The 25,373-nt window shown below is 69.8% G+C and carries 28 protein-coding genes; 10 read left to right on the top strand and 18 right to left on the bottom strand.

Going from position 1 to position 25,373, the window contains the following annotated elements; translation table 11 throughout:
• Nucleotides 1-26: 26 nt before the first annotated feature.
• Nucleotides 27-968, bottom strand: coding sequence for a carbohydrate kinase family protein (locus tag D5S19_RS10510; RefSeq protein WP_120023155.1), 942 nt, complete (start codon nt 966-968; stop codon nt 27-29).
• Nucleotides 969-1,020: 52 nt separating this feature from the next.
• On the bottom strand, nt 1,021-1,611 hold the full coding sequence (locus tag D5S19_RS10505; RefSeq protein ID WP_120023154.1) for a TetR/AcrR family transcriptional regulator: 591 nt from the start codon (nt 1,609-1,611) through the stop codon (nt 1,021-1,023).
• 99 nt (nt 1,612-1,710) lie between these two features.
• Here D5S19_RS10505 and D5S19_RS10500 point away from each other — a divergent pair, with 99 nt between their 5' ends.
• Both D5S19_RS10500 and D5S19_RS10495 read left to right on the top strand, forming a co-directional pair.
• Nucleotides 1,711-2,856 carry an acyl-CoA dehydrogenase family protein gene (locus tag D5S19_RS10500; protein WP_120023153.1) on the top strand — a complete coding sequence of 382 codons (1,146 nt, stop codon included), beginning with the start codon at nt 1,711-1,713 and terminating at the stop codon, nt 2,854-2,856.
• Nucleotides 2,857-2,898: 42 nt separating this feature from the next.
• Entirely contained in the window at nt 2,899-3,468 is a 570-nt protein-coding gene (locus D5S19_RS10495) for a Uma2 family endonuclease (RefSeq protein ID WP_120023152.1), read from the top strand.
• Nucleotides 3,469-3,471: 3 nt separating this feature from the next.
• On the opposite strand, the gene D5S19_RS10490 is transcribed toward D5S19_RS10495, so the two are convergent.
• The 3 genes from D5S19_RS10490 to D5S19_RS10480 are packed head-to-tail and all read right to left on the bottom strand — an operon-like array spanning nt 3,472 to nt 6,082.
• Nucleotides 3,472-4,692 (bottom strand): amidohydrolase, encoded by a 1,221-nt coding sequence (locus D5S19_RS10490; protein WP_120023151.1) that lies wholly within the window; start codon nt 4,690-4,692, stop codon nt 3,472-3,474.
• A gap of 20 nt (nt 4,693-4,712) precedes the next feature.
• On the bottom strand, nt 4,713-5,210 hold the full coding sequence (locus D5S19_RS10485; RefSeq protein ID WP_120023187.1) for a GNAT family N-acetyltransferase: 498 nt from the start codon (nt 5,208-5,210) through the stop codon (nt 4,713-4,715).
• On the bottom strand, nt 5,177-6,082 hold the full coding sequence (locus D5S19_RS10480) for an aldose 1-epimerase family protein (RefSeq protein ID WP_120023150.1): 906 nt from the start codon (nt 6,080-6,082) through the stop codon (nt 5,177-5,179). Before D5S19_RS10480 ends, D5S19_RS10485 begins: the two co-directional genes overlap by 34 nt.
• Before the next feature lie 82 nt (nt 6,083-6,164).
• Between D5S19_RS10480 and D5S19_RS10475 the strand changes: the two genes are divergently transcribed.
• Both D5S19_RS10475 and D5S19_RS10470 read left to right on the top strand, forming a co-directional pair.
• Complete coding sequence (locus tag D5S19_RS10475; protein WP_147397364.1) at nt 6,165-6,392, top strand: hypothetical protein; 228 nt, start codon at nt 6,165-6,167, stop codon at nt 6,390-6,392.
• Complete coding sequence (locus D5S19_RS10470) at nt 6,392-7,237, top strand: MBL fold metallo-hydrolase (protein WP_120023148.1); 846 nt, start codon at nt 6,392-6,394, stop codon at nt 7,235-7,237. Before D5S19_RS10475 ends, D5S19_RS10470 begins: the two co-directional genes overlap by 1 nt.
• A gap of 110 nt (nt 7,238-7,347) precedes the next feature.
• Here the strand turns inward: D5S19_RS10470 and D5S19_RS10465 are convergent, their stop codons facing one another.
• The 10 genes from D5S19_RS10465 to D5S19_RS10420 form a co-directional block, all read right to left on the bottom strand.
• Entirely contained in the window at nt 7,348-7,896 is a 549-nt protein-coding gene (locus D5S19_RS10465) for a hypothetical protein (RefSeq protein ID WP_199730428.1), read from the bottom strand.
• A gap of 57 nt (nt 7,897-7,953) precedes the next feature.
• Entirely contained in the window at nt 7,954-9,225 is a 1,272-nt protein-coding gene (locus D5S19_RS10460) for an MFS transporter (RefSeq protein WP_120023147.1), read from the bottom strand.
• A gap of 163 nt (nt 9,226-9,388) precedes the next feature.
• Nucleotides 9,389-10,072, bottom strand: a complete 684-nt coding sequence (gene pdxH, locus D5S19_RS10455) for a pyridoxamine 5'-phosphate oxidase (RefSeq protein ID WP_120023146.1) — start codon at nt 10,070-10,072, stop codon at nt 9,389-9,391.
• A gap of 139 nt (nt 10,073-10,211) precedes the next feature.
• The gene (locus tag D5S19_RS10450) at nt 10,212-10,829 is read right to left on the bottom strand and encodes a TetR/AcrR family transcriptional regulator (protein ID WP_120023145.1); all 618 of its coding nucleotides are present in this window, start codon (nt 10,827-10,829) and stop codon (nt 10,212-10,214) included.
• Between the two features lie 12 nt (nt 10,830-10,841).
• Nucleotides 10,842-11,543, bottom strand: a complete 702-nt coding sequence (locus D5S19_RS10445; protein ID WP_120023144.1) for an urease accessory protein UreD — start codon at nt 11,541-11,543, stop codon at nt 10,842-10,844.
• Nucleotides 11,540-12,256 (bottom strand): urease accessory protein UreG, encoded by a 717-nt coding sequence (gene ureG, locus D5S19_RS10440; RefSeq protein ID WP_456061904.1) that lies wholly within the window; start codon nt 12,254-12,256, stop codon nt 11,540-11,542. Before ureG ends, D5S19_RS10445 begins: the two co-directional genes overlap by 4 nt.
• A complete protein-coding gene (locus D5S19_RS10435) occupies nt 12,246-12,932 on the bottom strand; it encodes an urease accessory protein UreF (protein WP_120023142.1) in 687 nt (228 codons plus the stop codon). The genes ureG and D5S19_RS10435 overlap by 11 nt, the downstream gene beginning before the upstream one ends.
• Nucleotides 12,932-14,653: an urease subunit alpha gene (locus tag D5S19_RS10430; protein ID WP_120023141.1), complete on the bottom strand. Its 1,722-nt coding sequence runs from the start codon at nt 14,651-14,653 to the stop codon at nt 12,932-12,934. The genes D5S19_RS10435 and D5S19_RS10430 overlap by 1 nt, the downstream gene beginning before the upstream one ends.
• On the bottom strand, nt 14,653-14,949 hold the full coding sequence (locus D5S19_RS10425; RefSeq protein WP_120023140.1) for an urease subunit beta: 297 nt from the start codon (nt 14,947-14,949) through the stop codon (nt 14,653-14,655). The genes D5S19_RS10430 and D5S19_RS10425 overlap by 1 nt, the downstream gene beginning before the upstream one ends.
• 11 nt (nt 14,950-14,960) lie before the next feature.
• Nucleotides 14,961-15,263 carry an urease subunit gamma gene (locus D5S19_RS10420; protein ID WP_120023185.1) on the bottom strand — a complete coding sequence of 101 codons (303 nt, stop codon included), beginning with the start codon at nt 15,261-15,263 and terminating at the stop codon, nt 14,961-14,963.
• 339 nt (nt 15,264-15,602) lie between these two features.
• On the opposite strand from D5S19_RS10420, the gene D5S19_RS10415 reads away from it, so the two are divergent.
• The gene (locus D5S19_RS10415; RefSeq protein WP_120023139.1) at nt 15,603-16,742 is read left to right on the top strand and encodes a citrate synthase 2; all 1,140 of its coding nucleotides are present in this window, start codon (nt 15,603-15,605) and stop codon (nt 16,740-16,742) included.
• A 67-nt stretch (nt 16,743-16,809) separates the two neighbouring features.
• Here D5S19_RS10415 and D5S19_RS10410 read toward each other — a convergent pair whose 3' ends face one another.
• Together D5S19_RS10410 and D5S19_RS10405 are read right to left on the bottom strand one after the other, a co-directional pair.
• Nucleotides 16,810-17,382, bottom strand: coding sequence for a TetR/AcrR family transcriptional regulator (locus tag D5S19_RS10410; RefSeq protein WP_120023138.1), 573 nt, complete (start codon nt 17,380-17,382; stop codon nt 16,810-16,812).
• Between the two features lie 14 nt (nt 17,383-17,396).
• Nucleotides 17,397-19,121 carry an SDR family oxidoreductase gene (locus D5S19_RS10405; protein WP_120023137.1) on the bottom strand — a complete coding sequence of 575 codons (1,725 nt, stop codon included), beginning with the start codon at nt 19,119-19,121 and terminating at the stop codon, nt 17,397-17,399.
• Nucleotides 19,122-19,347: 226 nt separating this feature from the next.
• On the opposite strand from D5S19_RS10405, the gene D5S19_RS10400 reads away from it, so the two are divergent.
• The 5 genes from D5S19_RS10400 to D5S19_RS10380 are packed head-to-tail and all read left to right on the top strand — an operon-like array spanning nt 19,348 to nt 24,154.
• A complete protein-coding gene (locus D5S19_RS10400) occupies nt 19,348-20,187 on the top strand; it encodes an ABC transporter ATP-binding protein (protein WP_120023136.1) in 840 nt (279 codons plus the stop codon).
• Entirely contained in the window at nt 20,184-20,996 is an 813-nt protein-coding gene (locus D5S19_RS10395) for an ABC transporter permease (RefSeq protein WP_407641739.1), read from the top strand. Before D5S19_RS10400 ends, D5S19_RS10395 begins: the two co-directional genes overlap by 4 nt.
• Nucleotides 20,975-22,165 (top strand): sensor histidine kinase, encoded by a 1,191-nt coding sequence (locus tag D5S19_RS10390; protein ID WP_120023135.1) that lies wholly within the window; start codon nt 20,975-20,977, stop codon nt 22,163-22,165. The genes D5S19_RS10395 and D5S19_RS10390 overlap by 22 nt, the downstream gene beginning before the upstream one ends.
• Nucleotides 22,162-22,785 carry a response regulator gene (locus D5S19_RS10385; protein WP_120023134.1) on the top strand — a complete coding sequence of 208 codons (624 nt, stop codon included), beginning with the start codon at nt 22,162-22,164 and terminating at the stop codon, nt 22,783-22,785. Before D5S19_RS10390 ends, D5S19_RS10385 begins: the two co-directional genes overlap by 4 nt.
• Nucleotides 22,786-22,807: 22 nt before the next feature.
• Complete coding sequence (locus D5S19_RS10380; protein ID WP_120023133.1) at nt 22,808-24,154, top strand: serine hydrolase domain-containing protein; 1,347 nt, start codon at nt 22,808-22,810, stop codon at nt 24,152-24,154.
• On the opposite strand, the gene D5S19_RS10375 is transcribed toward D5S19_RS10380, so the two are convergent.
• Entirely contained in the window at nt 24,100-25,362 is a 1,263-nt protein-coding gene (locus D5S19_RS10375; protein WP_120023132.1) for a hypothetical protein, read from the bottom strand. The genes D5S19_RS10380 and D5S19_RS10375 overlap by 55 nt on opposite strands.
• Nucleotides 25,363-25,373 lie beyond the last annotated feature (11 nt).

The raw sequence follows: 25,373 nt of genomic DNA, 5'->3' as shown, positions 1-25,373 counted from the left end.
CCCGGACGGCCCCTTTGGGACCAGGTTCACACGGTGACGGCCATGTCGTCGGCAGTCGGCGGCTCGGCACCGCTGCGCGAGACAGTGATGGAGGCCGCTTTCGCCGCGTACGCGAGCGCCTCCCGCCAGTCGCCCGCTTCGAGCGCGGCCGGCTTGGTCACCTCTCGCTGATGTAGCCAGGCGAGCAACGAGCCCTGCACGGTGTCCCCGGCGCCGATGGTGTCCACCACGGCCACTGTGCGGGATGCAACGTGGGCCAGCTCACCTGCGGCAGTAATCACCGAAAGCCCGTCCGCGCCGCGGGTCAGCACCACGGCGTCCACACCGGACTCGACCCAGCCACGCGCGGCCACGATCGGATCGGCCCCTTCGGCCAGCCACGCGGCGTCGTCGTCGGAGATCTTCAGCAGCCGGACATCGGGCAGCCACGAGACGAACCGCGCCCGATAGGCGGCCGGATCGGCGATGAGCGCTTCCCGGATGTTCGGATCGAGCACGGTCAGCGTGCCGCGCGCCGACTCGCGCCGCAGCATCGCCTCGTACGCACTGGCTCCGGGCTCCAGCACCATGCCGAGTGTGCCGAGCGACAGTGCGGTGGTCTCCGCGGGCAGCGGTCCGGGATCGGCGACCAGCCGGTCCGCAGTGCCCTCGACGTAGAAGGTGTAGTGCGCGCTGCCGCGTTCGTCGAGCGCCACCACCGCGAGTGTGGTCGGCTCATCGCCGCGCTGCAGCAAGGAGATGTCGACGCCGGAGGCCGTCAGCCGGTCCACGAGCGCGCAGCCGAACCGGTCGGTCGACACCCGCGAAAGGAACGACGCGGGCACACCGAGCCTGCCCGCCGCCAGCGCGACGTTGTACGGTCCGCCACCGAGCCGGGGCAGCAGCGCACGCAGCCCACCGTCCACAGTGGAATCCAACGGTTCACCAGGAACGAGGTCGACCAGCGCCTCTCCACCCACCACGATCACGAGCGCGAGTCTAGAACAGGGGCCGATGACAATTCCTGTCCACAGCGGGCGTTCAGTCCTGCTTGGTCAGCCCGCCCAGCAACAGCTCGCCCAGCGCGGTGAACGCCTCGGCGTCGGACACGTCGGTGCGCCGGGCCAGCACCCCGGTCTGGATGCCTTCCACGATCAGCCCGGCCATCTCCGCGACCAGCCGGGCCTGCACGTCGCGGAACACCCCGCCGGCCACGCCCTGATCGATGAACGCGCGGATCCGGCGCGCGGCGGCGCGGCTGTTGAGCTGGTAGGTGTCGCGGGCGGGGGCGAATTCCGCAATGTCGGTCATGAACGCGGGCGAGGCCCGGTTCAGGTTCTCGGCCACACCGGCGAGGTACTCGCCGATCAGCTCGCGGGCGTCGGAGATGCCCGCGATCCGCTCCTCGATGCGCTGCGCGGCACCCCGGAAGTAGTGCGCGACGACCTTGACCGCCAGCTGTTCCTTGCTCGGCGCGAGCGCGTAGAGGGTGGATTTGGAGCAGCGCAGGCGGGCGGCGAGGTCGTCGAGGGTGAACCCGGCGAAGCCCTCGGCCAGGAACACCGCCTCGAGCTCGGCCAGCAGCGCCCGCTGCCGCGCGGTGGGCCGTCGGTGGAGCTCGGGTGTGGACATCTGGTCACTATCTCCTACTTCCGGGAGGCGGCCCCGCTCCGGTGCGGTACTCTAGAACGGCCCACAGTACTGTTTTGAGTACTCCTCCTGGAGGATCCCATGCCGGTGGATCGACTGCTGCCCACCTCGGAAGCGGAAGACCTGCTCGCCCTCGCCACGGAGATGGCGCGCGAGGAACTGAAACCGCGCGCTGCGGCGGACGAGGAGGCCGAGCGCTTCCCCCGGGATCTGTTCACGCTGATGGGCAAGTCCGGACTGCTGGGCCTGCCGTATCCGGAGAAGTGGGACGGCGGTGGCCAGCCGTACGAGGTGTACCTGCAGGTACTGGAGGAGATCGCCGCCGCGTGGATGAGCGTCGGCGTCGGGCTGTCGGTGCACACCATGTCCTGTTACGCGCTGGCCGAGTACGGCACGGAGGAACAACGCGACCGCCGGCTGCCGGCCATGCTCGGGGGCGAGCTACTGGGCGCGTACGCACTGTCGGAAGGCCACGCAGGCTCCGACGCCGCCGCGCTGTCCACGCGCGCCCGTCGCGACGGCGACAACTACGTCGTCAACGGCACCAAGGCGTGGATCACGCACGCGGGCGTCGCGGACTTCTACACCACGCTGGTGCGTACGAGCGGTGACGGCAGCCACGGCATCTCCTGCCTCCTGGTCGATTCGTCGACTCCAGGCCTTTCGGCCGCGCCTCGCGAACGGAAGATGGGCCTCACCGGCTCCCCGACCGCGCAGATGCTGTTCGAGGACGCGCAGGTCCCCGTCGACCGGTTGATCGGCGAGGAAGGCTCGGGGCTGAAGATCGCCTTGTCGTCCTTGAGTTCCGGCCGCCTCGGCATCGCCGCCTGCGCGGTCGGCCTGGCGCAGGCCGCGTTGGACGAGGCCGTGCAGTACGCGAAGGGCCGCAGCCAGTTCGGCCGCCCGATCATCGAGTTCCAGGGCATGGAATTCCTGCTCGCCGACATGGCCGCGACGGTCGAGTCGGCCCGCGCGACCTACCTGGACGCCGCCCGCCGCCGGGACCGCGGCATGGACTTCCAGCGCCAGTCCTCCATCGCGAAACTGATCGCCACCGACGGCGCGATGAAGGTGACCACCGACGCCGTCCAGGTCCTCGGCGGCGCCGGCTACACCAGGGACTTCCCGGTCGAGCGCTACCTGCGCGAGGCGAAGGTGCCGCAGATCTTCGAGGGCACCAACCAGATCCAGCGGATGGTGATCGCGCGGGCGCTGAAGAACGCCTGATCTTCGCGAAAAGTGTCGGACCCGTCGCCTAGCGTGTCCGGCATGGATGTCAGCGCACTACCGCACCGCTTGCTCTCGATCACGGATTACCTCGCGCTCGGCGAGGTCGAGCCCGGGTACACCGAACTCGTCGAAGGCCGTCTGGTGTTCTCGCCCACGCCGAGCGCGCGCCACAACCGTGCCGCACTCGAGCTCGGCGTCCACCTGGTCGAGCAAGCGCCCTCCGGCTACGACGTGGTATTCGGAGTCGATCTCGATCTGCTTCTCGCCGCTCCCGGGGCTCCGGGTTTCTCCCGCCGACCCGATCTGCTCGTCACCACACGTCCCGTGGTCAACAGGGACGAGCCGGTGCTCCGGGCAGACGAAGTCCCGCTCGTGATCGAGGTCGCTTCCCCCGACTCTCGGCGCACCGACCACAAAACCAAGCACAGCGAGTACGCCGAGGCCGGAATCCCGTTCTACTGGGTCCTCGATCTCACCCAGCCGATCTCCCTCGTGGTCTGCCACCAGGACGGGGAATCCCGTTACCGGAACGGCCCGGCGGTCACCGGCGTCTTCACGACCACCGAGCCGTTCCCGTGCGAGATCGACCTCAACGCGCTGCTCGATTGAGGGTCAGCGCGCCTCCCGGTACCGCCGATCCGCCGGCACGCCCTCGCCGGTGGACTCGTCGAAGGAGTACACCTCGCGGCCCCGGATGAACACGCGCATGGCCCGGTTCATCACGTCCAGCGGGTCGCCCGACCACACCACCACGTCCGCGTCCAGGCCCGGGGTCAGCGAGCCGATCCTGCCGGACAGGCCGAGCATTTCGGCCGGGTGCACGGTCAGGGCCTTCAGCGCCGTCTCCGGGTCCAGCCCGTCCTTCACCGCGAGTGCCGCCTGGTAGACCAGGAAGTTGATCGGCACCACCGGGTGATCGGTGGTGATCGCGATCTTCACCCCGGCCCTGGCCAGGATGCCCGCCGAGCGCAGGCTGCGGTGGCGCAGCTCGACCTTCGACCGCGTGGTGAACAGCGGGCCGAGGATCACCGGGACCTCGCGTTCGGCCAGCAGATCGGCGATCAGGTGGCCTTCGGTGCCGTGGTTGATCACCAGCCGGTAGCCGAATTCCTCGGCCAGCCGGATGGCGGTGATCATGTCGTCCGCGCGATGCACGTGCTGGTCCCAGTACAGCTCGCCGTCGAGCACCTTGGCCAGGGTCTCGTTGGTCAGGTCGGTTTCGAAGGGCTTGCCCTCGCTCAGCGCGTGCGCGCGCTTCGCCTGGTAGTTGCGGGCTTTGGTGAACGCCTCGCGCAGGATCGAAGCCACCCCGAGTCTGGTGGACGGCGTGGTCTGCTTGTCCCCGTAGACCCGCTTCGGATTCTCGCCGAGCGCGCTCTTCACGCTGACCTGCTCGGCAAAGGTCATGTCCAGAATGCTGCGGCCCCAGGTCTTCACGCCGACGGTCTGGCCGCCGATCGGGTTGCCCGAGCCCGGCTTGATCACCACGCTCGTCACGCCGCCGGAGAGCGCGTCGTCGAACCCGGTCTCGTACGGGTCGATGCCGTCGATCGCGCGGAACCGGGCGCCGTTCGGGTCGGTCATTTCGTTGACGTCCGAACCGGACCAGCCTTCGCCTTCCTCGGACACCCCGAGGTGCGCGTGCGCGTCGATGAACCCCGGCAGCACCCAGCTGCCGGAAGCGTCGACCAGCTCCGCCTCTTCCGGCACCTCGACGTCGGCCTCCGCGCCGACGCGGGTGATCCGGTCGTCCTCCAGAAGCACTGTGCCGCCGTCGATCGGGGCCGAACCGATGGGGACGACGTAGCCCCCGACAATCGCCTTGTACGCCATAGTTCGACACGCTAACGAAATCAGGGCGCGTCGCGCACCTTCGCCAGATGCACCAGCTGATGCTCACCTTCCGGGCTGCGGCGCGTCTCGCGATACCCGTGCCGGGTATACAACCGCAGCGGACCGGCCGAGAACTCACCGGTGGTCAGCCGGAAGCCGGTGACCACCGGTGGTGCGGCCGCCTCGGCGGCAAGCAGCAAAGCGGTGCCGAGCCCCTCGCCCTGACGGTCCGGAGCGACCACCAGCCTGCCCAGCTCGGCGACGTCGCCACGCACGAGCACCCGGACCGCCGCCACGATCCGCGCCCCGTCCCGGAATCCCCATGCGGTGACCGCCGGGTCGGCAAGCGCGGCCCGCACCTGGTCGAGCGTCTCCAGCAACGGCGGCAGATCGAGGTCGTGGTGCGCCCGCGCCTCGATCAGGAACGCGGCCCGCTGCAGGGTGAGCAGCTCACCGGCGGCGGACTCGGGCAGCAGCTCAGGCGTCACGGGACACGGATTCCCCAGCTCCCCGTCCAGGACCCGGCGGGCGCCAGTTCGATCAGGTCGGTCCCGGTGTTGAGCGCGTCGGCCGGGCAGGTCATCGGCTCGATCGCGACAGCGCGTCCACGACCGGTCAGCTCGTCCGGCGTGAACACCTGTACCCAGCGGAAATCCGGACCGGTCCAGACCACCAGCCGCCGGTCGCCGTGGGCGAGCACGTGGTGGTGCGTGCCGTCCGCGGCCTGCGCCAGCGTGCCGAACGCGGTGTCCAGATCGACCCCGGCGAGCACCTTGCCCGCGCGGAAGTCGTACTCGGTGCCGGCCACGTCCTGTTCCTCGGCGTAGGGCATCTGCTGATCCCCTTCGTACGGCCGCACCCGCGCGGCGGGCAGGGTCAGCGTCAGCTCGTCGGTGGGGACGTCGCCGAGCCGGAAGTACGGGTGGGTGCCCAGCCCGACGCCGATCGGCTGCTCTCCCTCGTTGCGGATCTCGTGTGTGATCACCAGCTCGCGCGGCTGCAGGTCGTAGGTGACCGTGGCGCGCAGCGGAACCGGCCAGCCGGGCTGCACCGCGACGTCGACGGCGAGGGTGATCGACGATTCGGCGTGCTCCAGCAGCTCCCATTCCAGGTGCCGGGTGAGGCCGTGGATGGCGTTGCCGCGGGCCTCCTCGGTGATCTCCAGCTGCTGCTTCTCGCCTTCGAACGCCCACTGGCCGCCCTTGGTGCGGTTCGGCCACGGCAGCAGCACCTGCCCGAGCCCTTTCGGCGGCTTCTCGTCCTCGGCGAACGTTTCGACGTAGGGCACCCCGCCGACCTCGAACGCACGCAGCCCTGCACCGATTTCGGTGACGAGGGCGCGGGCCGTGCCGCGGGTGATTTCGAACTGCTCTCCGGTGGGGTTCGCCATGGCGCCGAGGCTACCGGCCGGACCGGACGCGGGTCCGCCGGATGATTGGACCGGTCGTTACGGCGCGGGTACCGTGATCGGAATGGCCCGTACCGACAGCCGTCGCCGGATGCTCGAATCGGCCACCGACTTGTTCGGCAGGCAGGGCCGCCCCACGACCGGGCCGACCTCCGCGAGCGGGGCATTGTTTGTCCAATTGCGACAGACGTGCCGGGAAACCGGCCCACGCAAGCAGATCAGGCGGGACGTGACCCCGCCGCAGTCCATAGCCACCCATCTGCGTACCACCGTCGAACGGGAGTACTTCTGATGCGCGTACACCATCTGAACTGCGGAACCATGCACCCGCCGGGCGGGCGGCTCTTCGACGGGAACCCGGGGATCGCCCGGCGCAGCCTGCTCGTGGCGCACTGCCTGCTGATCGAGACCGCGGATTCACTCGTACTGGTGGACACCGGACTCGGCAGCCATGCCACGACCGATCCGCGCGGCTGGCTCGGCGCGCCGATGCTCACGATGGTGGGCGGGCGCCCTTCGGCCGAGGAGACTGCGGTGGCGCAGATCCGCACCCTCGGCCACGATCCGGCCGACGTGCGGCACATCGTGATGACACATCTGGACCTGGACCACGCCGGCGGGCTCGCCGACTTCCCGGACGCGACCGTGCACGTCCACGCACAGGAACGCCGGGCCGCTGGCCACCCGAAAAACCTTCCGGAGAAGGCCCGTTACCGGACGAACCACTTCGCGCACAGTCCAAAGTGGAGCATCTACGAGGAGACCGGCGAGGTCTGGTTCGGCTTCGACGCGGTCCGCCCGCTGCGCGGCCTGCCGCCGGAGATCCTGCTGGTCCCACTACCCGGCCACACGAACGGCCACGCCGGCGTCGCCGTCGACACCGGCAAAGGCTGGCTCCTGCACGCCGGAGACGCGTACTTCTTCCATGGCGAAGTGGCCCCGGTCCAGCCGTATTGCCCGCCGGGCATACGCGCTTTCGCGAACCTCAACCAGATGGACGGCCGCACCCGGCGAACGAACGTCGCACGGCTGCGCACCCTCGCCCGCGACCATGCCGACGAGGTCACCGTGTTCAGCGCGCACAGTCCGGTGGAGTTCCAGGCATTGCGCCGCCGATCAGTCCACAGTGGACTCTGACGGCCCGGCCCCGCACCTGCCCGGCCACCGCACACCCGCACTCCAATGCTGTGAAGGGACCCTTCACGGACTCTGCGTCCGTGAAGGGTCCCTTCACAGCATTTCGGCACTCAGGCGCCGGAGACCGCGGTGCGGACCAGCGGGATCATCATCTCCTGCGTCATCTTGACCGGGCCGGTGTAGCTGACGACCACCGGAACCCCGCCGGACAGCTTCGCCGCGGCGAGCGTGGCGGTCTTCTGCCCGTCCACGTAGTACACCGCGCCGTCGGCGAAGCCCGGCACGTCGGCCGCGCCCGCCTTCGCCTTCTTGATCGCGGCGATCATCTCCGCGGGCTTGGTGTGACGCCCCTCGTAGCGGGTCACCGCGAGCGCACCCGCCGGCTTGCCCGCGACCTGGTACTCACAGCTGGTGGCCTTGCCCCCGTTGCCGGTGGTGTTCTCACTCTGCCCCGGTTTCGCGGAGACCTCGGGGGTGTTGATCGCCTTGCCCACGTCGTTCGGCGACAGCAGCGAGCAGGTTTCCACCACATTCTTCGCCGCGGCGGACGACGAATGCGGGGCCGGCCGCTTCGGCGCGGCGGCCTGCTCACCTCCCGACGAACAACCGACAAGCCCGGCAGCAGCAACGACCAGCAACGCGATCGGTAAGGCACGCATACTTCGCATACTAGGCCTTTCGGGCGAAGTCCCGCCGCTGGGTGTGGCGGCCGCCGCTCATACGGTGGCCGTCGTGTCCTTCTCCTCGGCCGGCGCGCGGTACCGCCAGAACACCGGGATCACCAGCGCAGCGACCACGACGAGCACGATCGACAAGAGGCCGCCACCGGTCGCCGTGGCGGTGGTGCCCCAGGCTGCCGCCGCCCAGCCGTGCGTCAGGTCGGCGATCCGCGGGCCACCCGCGACGACCACGGTGAACACGCCCTGGAGCCGGCCGCGCATCTCGTCGGTGGTGGCCGTCTGCAGGATCGCCTGGCGATACACCGCGCTGATCATGTCCGCCGCGCCGGCGAGTGCCATGAACACCACCGCGAGCCACAGGGAGTGCGCGAGCCCGAAGGCCGCGATCGCCGCGCCCCACAGGCAGATCGCCAGCACCACCGCGGCACCGTGCCGGTACACCCGGTGCAGCCAGCCGGAGAACAGCCCGATCAGCACCGCGCCGGCCGGCAATGCGGCGTAGAGCAGGCCGAGCGCCGGACCACCGCCGGGCGGATCGCCGAACGTGCGCTCCGCCATCTCCGGGATCAACGCGCGCGGCATCCCGGCGACCATCGCGATGATGTCCACGACGAACGACGCCAGCAGCACCTTCTGCGCGGCCAGGTAGCGGAACCCGTCGAGCACCGAGCGCAGCCCGGCACCCCGCGAGGTGTCGCCGAGCGGCGGAATCGCGGGCAGCCGCCACACCGCGATCAGCGTGATCAGCAGGGCACAGACGTCGACCAGATACAGCGTGGACAGCCCGATCACCGGGATCAGCGCGCCACCGAAGAGGGGTCCGAACACCGCGCCGAAGGTGCTCATCGTGGTGTTGAGCGCATTCGCCGAGGGCAGCAGCGCGGGCGGCACGAGCCGGGCCACGACCGCGCCGCGGGTGGGCATGTTGATCGCGAAGAACGCCTGGTTGGCGGCCAGCAGCCCGAGCACCAGCCACACCGAGTGTATCCCGGCGAAGGCCTGCAGCCACAGCAGCGCCGAGGTCACCGCGACCCCGGTGTTGGTGACCAGCAGCAGCTTGCGACGGTCGACCGCGTCCGCGATCGCCCCGCCCCACAGCCCGAACACGAGCAACGGCACGAGCGCCACCGCGCCGCTCAGCCCGACGTACCCGGACGACCCGGTCAGGTCGAAGATCTGCTTGGGCACCGCGACCGCGGTCAGCTGCGAACCGACCGCGGTGACCGCGGTGGACATCCACAGCCGCCGGAACGCCGCGATCTTGAGCGGACGCGTATCGACGACGATCCGGCTGAGGAGCTTGCGCACCCCATGACGAGGCGGTGGCCCCGGGTCAGCACTCACGACGACAGAGCTTAGCTTCGCTAATCATCCACCAGCCAGGTGATTTCCGTCCCCTGTCCCGGGGCTGTGAAGGGACCCTTCACGGACGCTGCGGCTGTGAAGGGTCCCTTCACAGCCCTTGTCACGGTTAAGGGGCGAGGCGCTCCACCTGCCAGCCGTCGTGGGTGTGGTGGAAGCGGAGACGGTCGTGCATCCGGTCCTCGCGGCCCTGCCAGAACTCCACGAAGTCCGGCCGGATCCGCCAGCCACCCCAGTGCGGCGGTGCCGGGATCTGCTCGACGCCGTCGAACCGGCGCTCGATCGTGCGCAGCGCGTTCTCCAGCGCACGCCGGCCGTCGACCACCCGCGACTGCGGCGAGGCCCACGCACCGAGCTGCGAACCACGCGGACGCTGCGCCCAGTAGGCGGCCGTCTCCTCCGCACCGACCTTCTCCACCTCGCCGCGCACGGTCACCTGACGGTGCAGCGGGTACCACGGGAAGGTGACCGAGGCGTAGCGGGTCGCGGTGAGGTCGTGGCTCTTGGCCGAGGTGTAATTCGTGTAGAACACGACGCCGCGCTCATCGAGGCCCTTGCACAGGACCGTGCGCGAGGAGGGCCGCCCCTCAGCGTCCGCGGTGGCGAGCACCATCGCGTTGGGCTCGGCGAGGCCTTCCGACACCGCCTGGCTCAGCCAGCTCTGCAGCTGTTCGGTCCAGGTGCCCGCCAGCGCGGTCTCGTCGAACGGCGCACCGTCGTAGGCCACTCGCATGCCGGGCAGGCGCACGACCGCGTCCGGCACCTCGGTCACCTCGTGGATCTCCGGCGTCATCCGGCCCAAACCTCCGTCACACCCCTTGTGGGGGTCTCGGCTCACGGGTATCCGCCCGACGGTATTGGCTCCGGATGCCGGGCGAAACCCACCGAATGGTGACTCCTGCCACCCTGCGCACCGGCCGGATCGATCCAGGTCACCGGTGCGTGACCGCGGCCGGCAGCAAGGCGCGCAGTTCCGCGCTCACCTCCTCGACCGGCAGCGGCGGCTCGTGCGCCTGCCACTCGCGCAGCAATCCGGTCGCCGCGCCGACGATGGCGATCGCGGTGAGCCGGTAGTCGCGATCGGGTGCGGCCCCCGCCGCGGCGGCGCGGCGGGCCTCGATCTCGATGAAGGCGGCCCAGCGATCGACCCAGACCTGATGCTGCGCCTCCAGCTCCGGGCTGACGCCGATCGCTTCCACGTAGTTCAGCCGCGGGAATCGCGGATCCTCGGTCACGGCGGCCACGAAAGCGTCCAGCAACCGCGCGATCCGGGTCATCGCGTCGGCCTCGGCCACCTCGTCCAAGGCCGTGGAAACGTGCTGCAGGGCGAGGGAGTTGATCCGGTTGTGGAGCGTGCGCAACACGTCTTCGAGACTGTCGAACTCCTCGTAGAAGTTCCGAGTGGACACCCCGGCCTTACTGCACAGCTGGGTAATTCTCGTCCTGCGGAAGCCGTTGTCGGTGAATAGTTCCAGTGCCGCGCCCAACAGGCGCTCCCGCCGGTCGGCACGTCTTCGTTCGGGCGGGATACCACCGTAGGTACGGGCCACGGATCAGAATTTCTAGCAGGAGAGCCTTTTCCTGGCAACAACGACGTCCGTCGCCAGCGCGGTACCGAGCGTGCCGCCGGCGGCCAGCGGGGTGCGGGACCACCACGGACCCGATGCCGCGGGCCGGGCAGGGCCGCCGAAATCCAGATCGGTGACGAGCACGCGGTGTCCCGCGAGGACGGAGAGCGCACCGTCCAGCCCAGGCTCGCCGACGGTCTGTGTCTGACGCAATGCGGGGACTCCCCCACGCCGCACCTGAACGACGCTGCGCAGCCTGCCCGGCCGTTCCCCCGCGCGTCCCAGCACGAGCACTTCCCGGGTGTGAAAACGGGAATTTTCCGCCAGCTCGGCACGCAGGATCGCGGTATGGTTCGCGCGAGCGGTGACCACGACCGGCTCGGGCAGGTACTCCAGCGCACCGCCCTCGGCGACCTCTATGTCCACAGTGGACAAGCTGGGCTCGCCGCGCGGCCCGGGTAACGCGAGTGTCGCGGCGACCCCGGAAAGCCGCAGCGACGCACCGGGTCCGACGTGGACTTCGAGGTGCAGCTCATCTCCGCCCAGCGGTGCCGTGGCCGAATTGACCAGGTGCACCACGGCTTCAGCACCGGAATGCCGCCGAGGGAAAAGCGTGAGCGGCGCCATCGAGCGCAACTCACGCAGAACCGTCCGTCCATTGTCGAAGCACGCGACCAGCCGGGCGTGCGCTTTCACCCGTGCCGCGCCGGCAGCTGCGAACGTACCCAGTCCGCCGCCGCCGGCGCGTCTGGAGTGTCCACAAGTGACTGCGCGAGCACGGGCAGTTCGCCGCGCATCCGGTGCGCGTCGCCGGTCATCACGGCCAGGTCCGCGCCGACACGGTCGGCGAGGTCGGTCTTGTTGATCACCAGCAGGTCCGCCGTGGTCACCCCGGGGCCGCCTTTGCGTGGCACTTTGTCCCCGCCTGCCACGTCGACCACGAAGATCTGGCTGTCCGCGAGTCCCCGGCTGAACACCGCGGTCAGGTTGTCGCCGCCGCTTTCGATGAGCACCAGATCGAGGCCGGGGAACCGGCCTTCCAGCCGTTCCACCGCATCGAGATTCGCGGTGATGTCGTCCCGGATCGCGGTGTGCGGGCAGGCGCCGGTCTGCACCGCCTCGATCCGTTCCGGAGCCAGAACTCCGGCCCGGCGCAGGAAATCCGCGTCCTCGGTGGTGTAGATGTCATTGGTGACCACGGCCAGGTTCAGCTCGCCGCCCAGCGCCCGGCAGAGTGCCGCGGTGAGCGCGGTTTTGCCGCTGCCGACCGGGCCGCCGATGCCGATGCGATAGGCACGCCCGGCGGCAGGCTCCGGTTCGTAGTGATCCGGACCGGCGGCGGTGGGATCGAAATCGACCGCATGCACGTGACCGTGGCCGTGTGACCGGACAGCATCCTCAGCCGGCAAAGAGACGCACCTCTTCCTGGTGATGCCGAGCATGTTCCTCGGCGAACAGATCCAGCGCCGGAGACGCCGGAGCGGGCAAATCAGCCGGATCGGCACCGGCACTCGCCGCGGCTTCGGCGCAGACTTCGCGCAACGCACCGGAGAGGCGGGCGACCACCGCGTTCACCGCGAACGGATCGAGCCCCAGCAGCCGCACCGCCGCGCTCGCCGGACCACTCACCGCGAGGTAGGCCACCGCCATCGCCGCGTCCGAGGGAATCCCGCCGCCGATTCCGACGAGCGCGCCGCAGATCACCGCGTGATGCGGCCGCGGGGTCACGCCCAGCAGCTCGTCCAGCACCGGAGACGGCCAGGCCACCCGCCCGGCACGGGCGGTCCCGCGGCCCTGCGCCCTCGATGCTTCGCGTTGCGCCACCGAAGGAGTGCGTGCGTCGAGTTCCTGGTCCAGCTGCCGCCAGTGTCCACTGTGCACACCACGGGTTGCGGCATGCGCGGACGCGGCGGCGAAAGTCGCAGCCAACGCGCCGGCCGTGCGCAACCGTCCGAAAAGGAATCCCGGTAAGTCCCGTTCGGACTTGATCAGGCCGCGGCAGACCGCCTCTTCCAGCCCGCCGGAGTGCACGTGCCCGCCACCCGGGAACCGGGAGTCGGCGAGGATCAGCGCGGAAACGTCCATCAGAACAGGAAATACCGCTGTGCCATCGGCAGTTCCGCGACCGGCTGCGGCTCGATCAGCTCACCGTCCACGTGCACGGCGAAGCTGTCCGGCTCCACCCGGATGTCCGGGGTCGCGTCGTTGAGCACCATGTCGGCCTTGCCGCGACGGCGGGTGTCGGCCACCGCGGCCAGCGGAGCGCGGAGACCGAACCGTTCCCTCAGGCCGGAATCCAACGCTTCCGGCGCGACGAAGTGCAGGCTGGACGCAGCCGCGACCGGTGGCGCGGCACCGAACATCGGCCGGGCGAGCACCGGCTGCGGGGTCGGGATCGAGGCGTTCGCGTCACCCATCGCCGCCCAGGCCGGAAACCCGCCCTTGAGCACCACACGCGGGCGCACGCCGAAGAACTTCGGCTCCCACAGCACGAGATCAGCCAGTTTGCCGACCTCGACCGAACCGATCTCGCCGTCCATCCCGTGCGCGATGGCCGGGTTGATCGTGTACTTCGCGACGTAGCGGCGGGCGCGCAGATTGTCCGCCGCGCCGTCGCCGGGTAACGCGCCGCGGCGGCGTTTCATCACGTGCGCGGTCTGCCAGGTGCGGATGATCACCTCGCCGATCCGGCCCATCGCCTGCGCGTCGGAACTCATCATGGAGATCGCGCCGAGATCGTGCAGCACGTCCTCGGCGGCGATCGTGCCCGGCCGGATCCGGCTCTCGGCGAACGCGAGATCCTCGGGCACGGACGGGTTGAGGTGGTGGCACACCATGAGCATGTCCAGATGCTCGTCCAGAGTGTTCACCGTGTGCGGGCGGGTCGGATTGGTCGAGGACGGCAGGACGTTCGCCAGCCCGGCGACCCGGATGATGTCCGGCGCGTGCCCGCCGCCCGCGCCCTCGGTGTGGTAGGCGTTGATCGACCGGCCGGCAATCGCGTCCACAGTGGACTCCAGGAAGCCCGCCTCGTTGAGCGTGTCGGTATGGATCGCCACCTGCACACCGGATTCGTCGGCCACCGTGAGGCAGGCGTCGATCGCGGCCGGGGTGGACCCCCAGTCCTCGTGCAGCTTGAACCCGCCCGCACCGGCCGCCAGCTGTTCCCGCAAGGCATCGTGGCGGACGGTGTTTCCCTTGCCCAGCAACAGCACGTTCACCGGCTGACCGTCCATTGCGGACAGCATCCGGCCCAGGTTCCAAGCGCCCGGCGTGACCGTGGTCGCCTTGCTTCCTTCGCTCGGCCCGGTGCCGCCGCCGACCAGCGTGGTCAGCCCGGCGGCGAGCGCGGTGTCCACCAGCTGCGGGCAGATGAAGTGCACGTGGCAGTCGATCCCGCCGGCGGTGAGGATCCGGCCGTTGCCCGCGAGCACCTCGGTGGACGGCCCGATCACCAGCGCGGGATCCACCCCGTCCATGGTGTCGGGATTACCCGCCTTGCCGATCCCGGCGATCCGGCCGTCCCGGATGCCGACGTCGGCCTTCACCACGCCCCAGTGGTCGAGAATCACCGCACCGGTGATGATCAGGTCCGGGGTGCCCTCGGCGCGAGTGGCCACACTCTGCCCCATCGACTCGCGGATCACCTTGCCGCCGCCGAACAGCACCTCGTCGCCGCTGCCCGCGGGCCCGCGTGACCGGTCCTCGGTGACCTCGACGAGCAGATCGGTATCCGCGAGCCGGATCCGGTCCCCCGTGGTCGGCCCGAACAGTTCGGCGTAGCGGACGCGATCGATCTCCGGCATCAGCCCGCCCGCTTCCGCAGCCCCGGCACCCGCCGGAGACCCGCCAACGGCACCAGGTCCACCTCACGCTCCACCCCCGGCTCGAACCGCACCGAGGTCCCGGCCGGCACGTCGAGCCGATGCCCGCGGGCCGCCTCGCGATCGAACTCCAGCCCCGGGTTGGCCTCGGCGAAGTGGTAATGCGACCCGACCTGAACCGGCCGGTCACCGAGATTGCGCACGAACACCCGAACCCGCGGCCGCCCGGGATTGAGCGGCACCGGCGCACTGCCGGCGAGGATCTCACCAGGACGCACAGCCGGCTCCCCTAAACGATCGGATCGTGCACGGTGACGAGCTTGGTCCCGTCCGGAAAAGTAGCCTCGACTTGCACCGAATCGACCATTTCGGCGATCCCGCCGAGCACCTGCCCGCGGGAGAGCACGGTGCGCCCGCCGGCCACCAGCTCACTGACCGTCCGCCCGTCCCGCGCCCCTTCGAGCACATGATCGGTGATCAACGCGACCGCTTCGGGATAGTTGAGCAGAACGCCCCGCGCCAGCCGGCGCCGCGCAACCTCGGCGGCGACGTGCACGAGCAGCTTGTCCCGCTCTTGTGGACTCAGATGCATGATCATTTGTCTTACCACCGTGGCGCGACGAGCGCGTGGGTGGCCGCGGCGATCCGAGCCAAAAGGACTCGTTCGCAGTAGCCGGGCACCCGCACCACGGGCACCCCTGCGCAACCCGCCGTTCACCCCCGATCGCCGGAGAACTTGCCGCCCGAGTGCCGGGTTGACTGAATCGTTCTCGGAATCGTGACCGAAACCACCACATCTTCCGTTGCCCCGAGGCGGGTGGAAGGAGCATGGTTTGTCCACCGTGCGATGAGGCGCGCCAGGAGCCAGCGTGTATCCCGTCCGCGTGAGAACTACAGCCGGGGAAATGCGCACCGAAAGGGTTTCGCGAGAGTGACTACCTCCACGACCAGCAAGACCGAACAGGCCGACGACGGTTTCCGGCCGGGGCTCGAAGGCGTCGTCGCGTTTCACACCGAGATCGCCGAGCCCGATCGGGACGGCGGGGCGCTGCGCTACCGCGGCGTGGACATCGAGGACCTGGCGGGCAAGGTGACCTTCGGGGACGTCTGGGGCCTGCTGGTCGACGGGCGGTTCGGCCACGGGCTGCCGCCCGCCGAGCCGTTCCCGCTGCCGGTGCACACCGGGGACGTCCGGGTCGACGTGCAGTCCGCGCTGGCCATGCTCGCCCCGATCTGGGACTTCGGGCCGCTGCTCGACATCACCGACGAGCAGGCCCGCGAGCAGCTGGCCCGTGCCTCGGTGATGGCGCTGTCCTACGTCGCCCAGTCCGCGCGCGGGCTGGACCGGCCGGCGGTGCCGCAGGCGCGGGTGGACCAGGCGTCGTCGATCACCGAGCGGTTCCTCGTCCGCTGGCGCGGCGAGCCGGACCCGGACCACGTCAAGGCACTCGACGCGTACTGGGTGTCGGCCGCCGAGCACGGGCTCAACGCGTCCACCTTCACCGCCCGGGTGATCGCCTCCACCGGGGCAGACGTGGCCGCCGCGATGTCCGGCGCGATCGGTGCGATGTCCGGGCCGCTGCACGGCGGGGCGCCCGCCCGGGTGCTGCCGATGATCGAGGAGGTCGAGCGCACCGGCGACGCGACCGGCCTGGTCAAGGGCATCCTGGACCGCAAGGAACGGCTGATGGGCTTCGGCCACCGCGTCTACCGCGCGGAGGACCCGCGGGCCAGGGTGCTGCGCCGCACCTGCAAGGAGCTGGGCGCCGAGCGCTACGAGGTGGCCGCCGCGCTGGAGCAGGCAGCGCTGACCGAGCTGCGGGAGCGCCGCCCGGATCACCCGATCGAAACGAACGTGGAGTTCTGGGCCGCGGTGATCCTGGACTTCGCGCAGGTCCCGCCGCGGATGATGCCCTCGATGTTCTCCTCGGCCCGCACCGCGGGCTGGGCGGCGCACATCCTGGAGCAGAAGCAGACCGGCCGCCTCGTCCGTCCGTCGGCCAAGTACGTGGGTCCCGGCCCGCGCAAGCCGGAGGCCGTCGAGGGCTGGACGAACGTCCCCAAGCACTGACCCCACCGAAATGCTGTGAAGGGCACCTTCACGGACTCAGCGTCCGTGAAGGTGCCCTTCACAGCTTTCAGCCTTCGTGTGCCTTGGTCGTGGCGAGCATGGTGGTCAGCTGGTCGCAGAGCCAGCTCTCCAGGTCGTCTCGCGGCACCGTGCCTTCCTGCAGCCACGACAGCAGCGAGCCCTCGACCACGGCCGTCCAGCAACGCAGGGTGAGCAGGACGAGCGGCGAGGGCTCCGCGATCCCCAGCGATTCGAGGATCAGCCGCACCGCCCGGTTGCGCACCTCGTCGATCGCCGCGTCCGTGTCCGAGGTGGCGATCACCGAACCGCTGCGCAGCAAGGCGACATACCCGGCCCGGTAGTGCGCGACCACATCGATCAATCCCCGGACGGCCGCGCGCACACGGACGGCGGGCGGCCCTTCCTCCAGCGTCGCGAGTCCTTCGACGAGGCTGTCGGTCACCGTCCGGAGAGCCTGCTCCTGCAGCTCGCGGAGGCTGGGGAAATAGCGATAGAACAGCGGCCGTGAAACCCCGGCGTGCGCGACGATGTCGTCCACTGTGACCAGTTCCGGGGCTCTGCTGCCGAACAGGTCCAGCGCCGAGGAGATCAGATCGTCGCGCCGGGCCTGCGGGGTCATCCGGCGCGGCCTGTTCACGGCGTGACGTCCAGTTTCGCCGCTGCCCGAAGCAATCCCGGAGTAAGTCGCGAAAGGACATAGGTCACTTTCGCCTCCGGAGTGGACGGTTGTACCGCGGCATTCTTTTCCACCGCACGCAGAATGTCGCGCGCGACTTTTTCCGGGCCGAAGTTTCGCCGCGCGTACAGCTTCGTGGAAGCCTGTTGCCGACGCCGCTGTTCGGCTTCGGTCACGCCGACGAACCGGGTGGTTTCGGTGATGTTGGTACGCACGATGCCGGGACAGACCGCGGTGACTCCGATGCCGTCGGCCGCCAGTTCCGCCCGCAGGCTGTTACTCAACGCCAGCACCGCCGCTTTCGTGGTGCCGTAAGGGCCCAGGGTCGTCGACGGCAGGTAGGCGGCGGCCGACGAGAGGTTCACGACCTGTCCGCCTTCGGCCCGCGCCTGCATCATCGGCACGAAGGCGCGGCACCCGTGGATCACTCCCCACAGGTTCACGTCCACGACCCTTTCCCAGTCCTCCACGCTGGTGTCCACAAAGGATCCGGACAGCCCAATGCCGGCATTGTTCACCACGATGTCCGGCACCCCGAACTCGCGCGCCACCTGTTCGGCGAACCGCGCCATCGCCGCACCGTCGGATGAGTCCACTGTGTACGCACCAGCAGCAGAGCCTTTGTCCCGCACCATCTTCGCAGTCTCTTCAGCGGCGTCCTCGTGCACATCGGTGACCACGACGTCGGCTCCCTCGGCAGCGAAGGCCAGCGCCGTCTCCCGGCCGATCCCACTGCCCCCGCCGGTGATCACGACGAGCCGGTGCGGGAACCGGCCACGCGCCGGCGTGCCTACCCTGGCACGCTTCAACGCACGACTCTCCTCGCCGCTCTCCGCATAGGCGATCAGCTCGGCCGCCGCCGCAGCGACCACGCCCGGTTTACCGCAGGCGACCCAGTGCGAGCCGATGATCCGCCGTACCCGTAGATCCGGCACCCAGCGTTGCACTTCCGTCTGAAGTGGAGCGGTCACGTATGCGTCGCCGCTCGGCGTGAGTACCTGCACCGGCACGTCCGCCGGGCGCGGCTGAGGTCGAGCCATCCGCGGCCCCATATTGGCGCGGTACAGCTTGAGCCCGTGGACTCCGTCGGAAGTCTTGGGCGCGTTCACATCCGGTTCGAGACGGCACATCAACGCCCGCATCGCGCCGGTGCGCCACATCAGCTCCGGCAGCACTGGCAGCTGGAAGAACAGGATGTAGTACGAATGCAGGAGTTGCCGCATGGCGTGCGCGAGCCGTTTCGGCGTCGGCCGGGTGAGCTGATCGCGGAACCAGGCCGCAGCGTGATCGAGGCTGGGGCCGGAAATCGAGGTGTAGGAAGCGATCCGGCCGCGCAGCCGGTCGCCGGTGACCGCGTGCCAGGCCTGGATCGAGCCCCAGTCGTGCGCGACCAGGTGCACCTTGCCGGTCGGCTGCACCTCGTCCACCACCGCGGCCAGATCGTCGACGAGCTGATCGAGCCGGTACGCGCCGCGTCCGCGCGGCTTGTCCGACTCACCCGCCCCGCGCACGTCGTAGGTCACCACACAGTGGTGGCGGCCCAGCTCCGCGACGACCCCGTCCCACAACGAGCTGTTGTCCGGATAGCCGTGCACGAGCACCACGGTCGGTCCCTCCGGCACCCCGCGCACCCGGACGGAGAGCCGGACACCGTCGCTGGCCGTCACTTGCTTGTGAGACATGGTGTCATGCTAGACAACTAGTCAATAGCACCCGGAGTCAATCGAGTTCACCTCGACGGCGGTTGCCCTTTCGCCGGTGTTCGCGCCACCGCCGGATTTGCCGCTCATGACAGTGTTTTCGCTGGTTCCACGGGAAACCACTGCGTCGCTGTCCACCGTTCGGTGGACACCGGGATTCCACCGCCCGGACGTCCCGGGACCGCCGCCGCGGACGCAGGATGGCCTCATGAGCACAGCAGTGCGAGTGCGCGGACTGCGCAAGGAGTATCCGAGCCAGGCCGCCGTGGCGGGGATCGAGCTGGACATCCGGCACGGCGAGGTGTTCGCCCTGCTCGGCCCGAACGGGGCGGGCAAGACGACCACGGTGGAAATCCTGGAGGGGCACCGGCGGCGCACCGCCGGTACGGCGGAGGTGCTCGGCGAGGACCCGGGCACGGCGGGCCACGCGTGGCGGGCCCGCATCGGCATCGTGTTGCAGACGGCCACCGACGCGGCGGAGCTGACCGTGCTGGAAACCGTGCGGCACTTCGCGAAGTACTACCCGGACCCACGGGTCCCGGAGGAGGTGATCGACCAGGTCGGGCTCACCGAGAAGGCGGGTGCCCGGGTGAAGTCGCTCTCCGGCGGGCAGCGCCGGCGGGTGGACGTGGCCCTGGGCATCGTGGGCAGGCCGGAGCTACTCTTCCTCGACGAGCCGACCACCGGTTTCGATCCAGCGGCCCGGCGGCAGTTCTGGACGCTGATCGAGGGGCTGGCCCAGGAGGGCACCACGATCCTGCTCACCACCCACTACCTGGAAGAGGTGGAGGCGCTGGCCGACCGGCTCGCCGTACTGACCGGCGGGAAGATCGTCGCGGAGGGGACCCCGGCGACGCTCGGCGGGCGCGAACGAGCCGAGGCCATCGTGCGGTGGCGCGACGAACGCGGGAGCCACGAGGAACGGACCCCGTTCCCGACGAAACTCGTCACGCAGTTGTCCGGCGCGGGCAGGGAGCTCGCCGGCCTGACCGTGACCCGGCCCAGCCTGGAGGACATCTACCTGAACCTGATCGAGGAGAAATCGTGACCACCATCGCCCTGCCGGGAACGCTGAGTCTCGGCCTCGCCCGTGGCTCGTTCGAGCTGCGGCAGTTCTTCCGCAACCGGGAGCAGGTGGTGTTCACCTTCGCCCTCCCCGCGGTGCTGATGGTGCTGCTCGGCTCCATCCTCAACGGGCCGACCGCGCAGGCCGGGCTGTCCTCGGGACAGCTGCTCGCGGCCGGCATGATCGGCTCCGGCATCGTGTCCACCTCGTTCAACGGCGTGGGCATCGGGATCGCCTCGGACCGGGAACTGGGCGCGCTGAAACGGCTGCGCGGCACGCCGATGCCGGCCGCGTCCTACTTCGTCGGCAAGATGGTGATGGTCGCGGTGACCAGCCTGGCGCAGATGGTGCTGATGGCCGTGGTGGCGACGCTGCTGTTCGGGCTGAAGCTGCCGGACGCGCCGTCGAAGTGGCTGACCCTGCTGTGGGTGCTGCTGCTCGGGATCGTGTCCTCGACCCTGCTCGGCATCGCGATCACCTCGCTCACCCGCACGACTACCGGCACGGTGGCCGTGGTGCAGCTGGTGTACCTGGTGCTGCAGTTCATTTCCGGGGTGTTCGTCACGCCGATCACGCATCTGCCCAAGATCATGGTCGACATCGCGTCCTTCTTCCCGCTGAAATGGATCTGCCAGGGTTTCCGGTCGGTGTTCCTGCCGCCGGAGGCCGCAACGCAGGAGATGGCAGGAGCATGGGAACTGCCGACGGTCGCACTGGTCCTGGGGGTCTGGTGCGTGGTCGGGCTCGTGCTCGCGAGGGTGAGCTTCCGATGGACGAACGAAGCACGGTGAACCGCACCGACGACGCATGGGGACAGTCCTACTGGGCCTGGGAAGTGCTGTTCGCGGTCGCCTGCGTGGCGACCGCCTTCCTGGTGTTCTTCAGCGATTCCGGGCCGGTGGCGAAGGCGATCGCCGACGGCCTGATCGGGCTGATGGCGGTCGGTTACCTGGTGCTCGGGCGCCGCATCGTGCACGGCGAGGGCAATGGCGCCGCCCGTGTGCTCGCCTCGGCCGCGCTGGTCCTGTGCACCGCCATCGCGATCCTCGCCGACACCACGGCGAGCTTCGTGCTGTTCTTCACCATCCCGCTGTTGTTCATGGTGCTGGAGCGGCGCCCGGCGGTGGTCTCGACCACCGCGCTGATCCTGTGGGAATCGGCGTCCGCGGTACTCAACGGCGGCTGGCACAACCCGAGCCTGCGCATCCTGCTGCCGATGACCGCGATTCTGGTGGTGTTCAGCATCCTTGCCGGGAAGTTCACCAGCGACGTGGTGCGGGAAAGCAACGCGCGGGCTCGGCTGATTCTCGAACTCGAAGAGAGTCAGGCCGAGGTCGAACGGCTCTCCCGGGAGGCGGGCACCGCGGTCGAACGGGAGCGGCTGGCCCGCGAGATCCACGACACCCTGGCGCAGGGCTTCACCAGCATCGTCGCGCTGACCCAGGCGATAGAGTCCGAAGTGGACACCGATCCGGAAGCGGCGCGCAAGCACCTGGCGCTGGCCGGGCACACCGCACGCGAGAACCTCGCCGAGGCACGGGCGATGGTCGCCGCGCTGACCCCGTCCGCGTTGGCCACCGGATCGCTACCGGATGCCGTGCGGCGACAGGCGAAACGCCTCTCCGACGAGACCGGGATCGTTGTCGGGTGCGAAGTGGACGACGAGCTGCCACCATTGCGTACCGCGGTCGAAGTGGTACTGCTCCGGGCGACGCAAGAGGCGCTGGCAAACGTACGCAAGCACGCGAACGCATCCACCGTCCGACTGCGACTGTCCGCCGTAGACGGATCAGTACGGTTGCAGGTGACCGACAACGGCCGCGGTTTCTCCCCACAGGCAACCACCTCCGGCTTCGGGTTGCGCGGGATGCGTTCACGTGCCGAACAAGTGGGTGGCAAGCTGACCGTGCGGCCGGGCGAGGGCGGCGGCACCGAACTGGAACTGGAGGTGCCCGCGTGATCACGATCATGCTCGTGGACGACCATCCCGTGGTGCGCGAAGGCCTGCGCGGGATGCTCGAAGCCGAGGCGGATCTGACCGTGATCGGCGAAGCCGGTTCGGGCGACGAGGCAGTGGCGCTCGACCGCGTGAAGCAGCCGGACGTGGTGCTGATGGACCTGCGGATGCCAGGACTGGACGGGGTCGGCGCGATTCGCGCGATCCTCGCGGACACACCGGCGCGGCGGATCGTCGTACTCACCACGTACGAAACCGATGCGGACATCCTGCGCGCCGTGGAAGCGGGCGCGGCCGGGTACCTGCTGAAGGACGCGTCGCGAGTCGAGCTGGCCGGAGCGATCCGCGCGGCGGCGCGCGGTGAGACCGTTCTCTCTCCTTCTGTCGCGGGAAAACTGGTGCACCGGATGCGAAATCCGGAACCGGCGTCCCCGCTGTCCGCGCGCGAAGTCGAGGTACTGCGGCTGGTGGCGAAAGGCCTGACGAACGCGGACATCGGCCGGGCGCTGCACATCGGCGAGGCGACCGTGAAAACGCATCTGCTACGGGTGTTCGCCAAGCTCGGGGTGTCCGACCGTACCGCGGCCGTGACGACCGCGCTGGCCCGGCGACTGCTGGACTGATCAAGCGCGGCAGAATGGCCGCATGCTGGACTCGACCGCACTCGCCCTGTACCGCAGGCTCGCCCGTGAACAGTCGGCGGGCCGCGCCCCATCACTGGTCGCCGCCGTGGTGCGGGACGGCGAACTCGTCTGGTCCGGCGCACGCGGCCGCGTCGGCGACGCCCGGCCGACCCCCGACACCCAGTACCGGCTCGGATCCATCACCAAGACCATGATCGCGACCCTGGTGATGCGCCTGCGCGACGAGGGCAGGCTCGCGCTGACCGATCCGGTGGAGCGGCACCTGCCCGGTACCGCGTTCGGATCCGCGACCATCGCGCAGCTGCTCTCGCACACCTCCGGGCTGACCTCCGAATCACCGGGTGTGTGGTGGGAGCGCGCGCCGGGCGCGGACTGGGCGGCGCTCGTGGCGAGCCTCGGCGAGGACGCGACGAAACTGCGGCCCGGCTTCAAGTTCCACTACTCGAATGTCGGCTTCGGCGTGCTCGGCGAACTGGTGGCCCGGCACCGCGGCCGCCCATGGTTCGACGTAGTGCGTGACGAAATCCTCATCCCGCTGGGCATGCACCGTACGACCCCGCACCCGGAAGGCGCGCACGCAGAGGGATTCGCCGTGCACCCGTTCGCCGACGTGCTGCTGCCCGAACCCACGCCGGACGCCGGCGCGATGGCCCCGGCCGGGCAGCTGTGGTCCACCATCACCGACCTCGGCCGCTGGACGGCGTTCCTCGGCGGGCACACCGGCGGCGTGCTGTCCGGGGACACGCTGGCCGAAATGCGCACGATGAACACCGTCGACGACACCGAGGTCTGGACCACCGGATTCGGGCTGGGCCTGATGGTGGTGCGCCACCAGGGCAGGCACCTGGCCGGGCACACCGGCTCGATGCCGGGCTTCCTGGCCGCGACCCTGATCGACCCGGCCTCCGGCACCGGTGCGCTGTGCCTGGCCAACGCCACCGCCGGCGTCGGTATCACCACCCTGTGCCTCGATCTCGTCGAGATCGTCGGGAAACGCGAGCCTGCCGTGCCCGCGGAATGGCGGCCGTCCACTGTGGACCCGGACCTGCTCGCTCTGACCGGCCTCTGGCACTGGGGCCCGACCCCGTATCTGCTGCGCGTGCAGGGCGACGGCCGGCTGACCCTCAATCCCGCCGACGGCGCCGGCCGCGCCTCCCGCTTCCACCCGCTCGGCGAGGACCGCTGGCTGGGCCTGGACGGCTACTACGCGGGCGAAACCCTGACCGTCGGCCGCGACGCCACCGGCACCGCGACCCACCTGAACCTGGCGACGTTCATCTTCAGCCGCACGCCCTACGACCCGGCCGCCCCGATCCCGGGCGGGGTGCACGAGTCGGGCTGGCGCTGATCCTCGTCGTCGGCCTCCGAGAAGGGCTCCTCCGGTAACTCGTCCCACTCCGACAGCGGTTCGGGCTCGTATACCGGCCGCCTCGCCGGGGTGACATAGGCTCGCGCGTACACGTCCCGGCCGGGCAGCCCGACAGCGATGGTGTCCGCCTCCGGGGTTCCGAAAACCCATACCCGCCGGTGGGTGAGGAGTTCGGCCGCGATCTCCGTCGGGCACCGCGGTACGAGCAAGCGCGCGGAATATCCCGGTTCGAGCACGAGCCAGCCGTGCACCGGTGCGGCCGGCCACACGTGGCCGTCAACCACAGCGGCCCAACGGGGGGTGAGCTGGCCCCGGACCGCATGCGAGTCGGACCTGGTGTTCGCACACCAGGCCACGGCGACCCCTCCGAAGACGAATGCGGGGATCAGGATCGGCCAGGCGGACCCGCCCCCGAACCAGAACGCCGCGAAGCTCCCGCCTGCCGCGATGACCGGCGCCAGGATCATCCCCGGCAGCGCCAGCCGCGCCCGCCGGCCCAGACTTCGGAGGGAATTCCCCCGCGAGGGCAAGCCGACCGGGTCGGCAGTGCACAGCCCCGCCGTCGTGCCCGCACCGATCCGCACCACCACCCGCCCTCGCGCGTCGGGTTCGTCGTGTCGTAGCCGACCGCTCCTGCGCAGTTCGAGTGCCAGCTCCGGTGGACAGTCCGGCAACGTGAGGTAACGACGGCGCCCTCGGCGCGGGTATGTGGTGAGGCACAGGAGGCGGGGGATCGCCTGCCCGTGGTCCCACTGCGTGGTATCCCGGTCGAAAACCGCGCGGACTTCGGCCATCGGCCCCGCGCGGAGGCGGACCGGACGGCGCCAGGGCCGCCACCACATCAGCGAGCCGAGGACCAGCACAGCAGCGATCAGGGTCACGGAGACCGCGTCGGCGACCTCACCGGCATCCGGCGGCTCGACGAACAAGGCCACGACGATGCCTCCCGCGAACAACGCGCAAAGGTAAAAGGAAATCGGCCGCAGCCAGCGCCGCAGGTGCGGCCATGGCCACCGCGGACGCCACGGCATGAAGACCAGCACCAGCGTCACAGCCAGCCCGACGGGCGCACCGATGCGTGCCTCGGAATTCCACGGCAGCATCAGTGCCTGCAAGCCGAACAGCGCCAGCCAGCCCCACCGGGGCCGGTAGCGGGAGGTCTCGTCCGGGTGCGGCGGCTCAGTCACGATCTCACTAT

This window comes from Amycolatopsis panacis, assembly GCF_003600245.1.
Classification (GTDB): Bacteria; Actinomycetota; Actinomycetes; order Mycobacteriales; family Pseudonocardiaceae; genus Amycolatopsis; species Amycolatopsis sulphurea.
The sequence above is the reverse complement of the archived record's forward strand: the minus strand, read 5'-3'. Positions and strand labels throughout refer to the sequence as shown.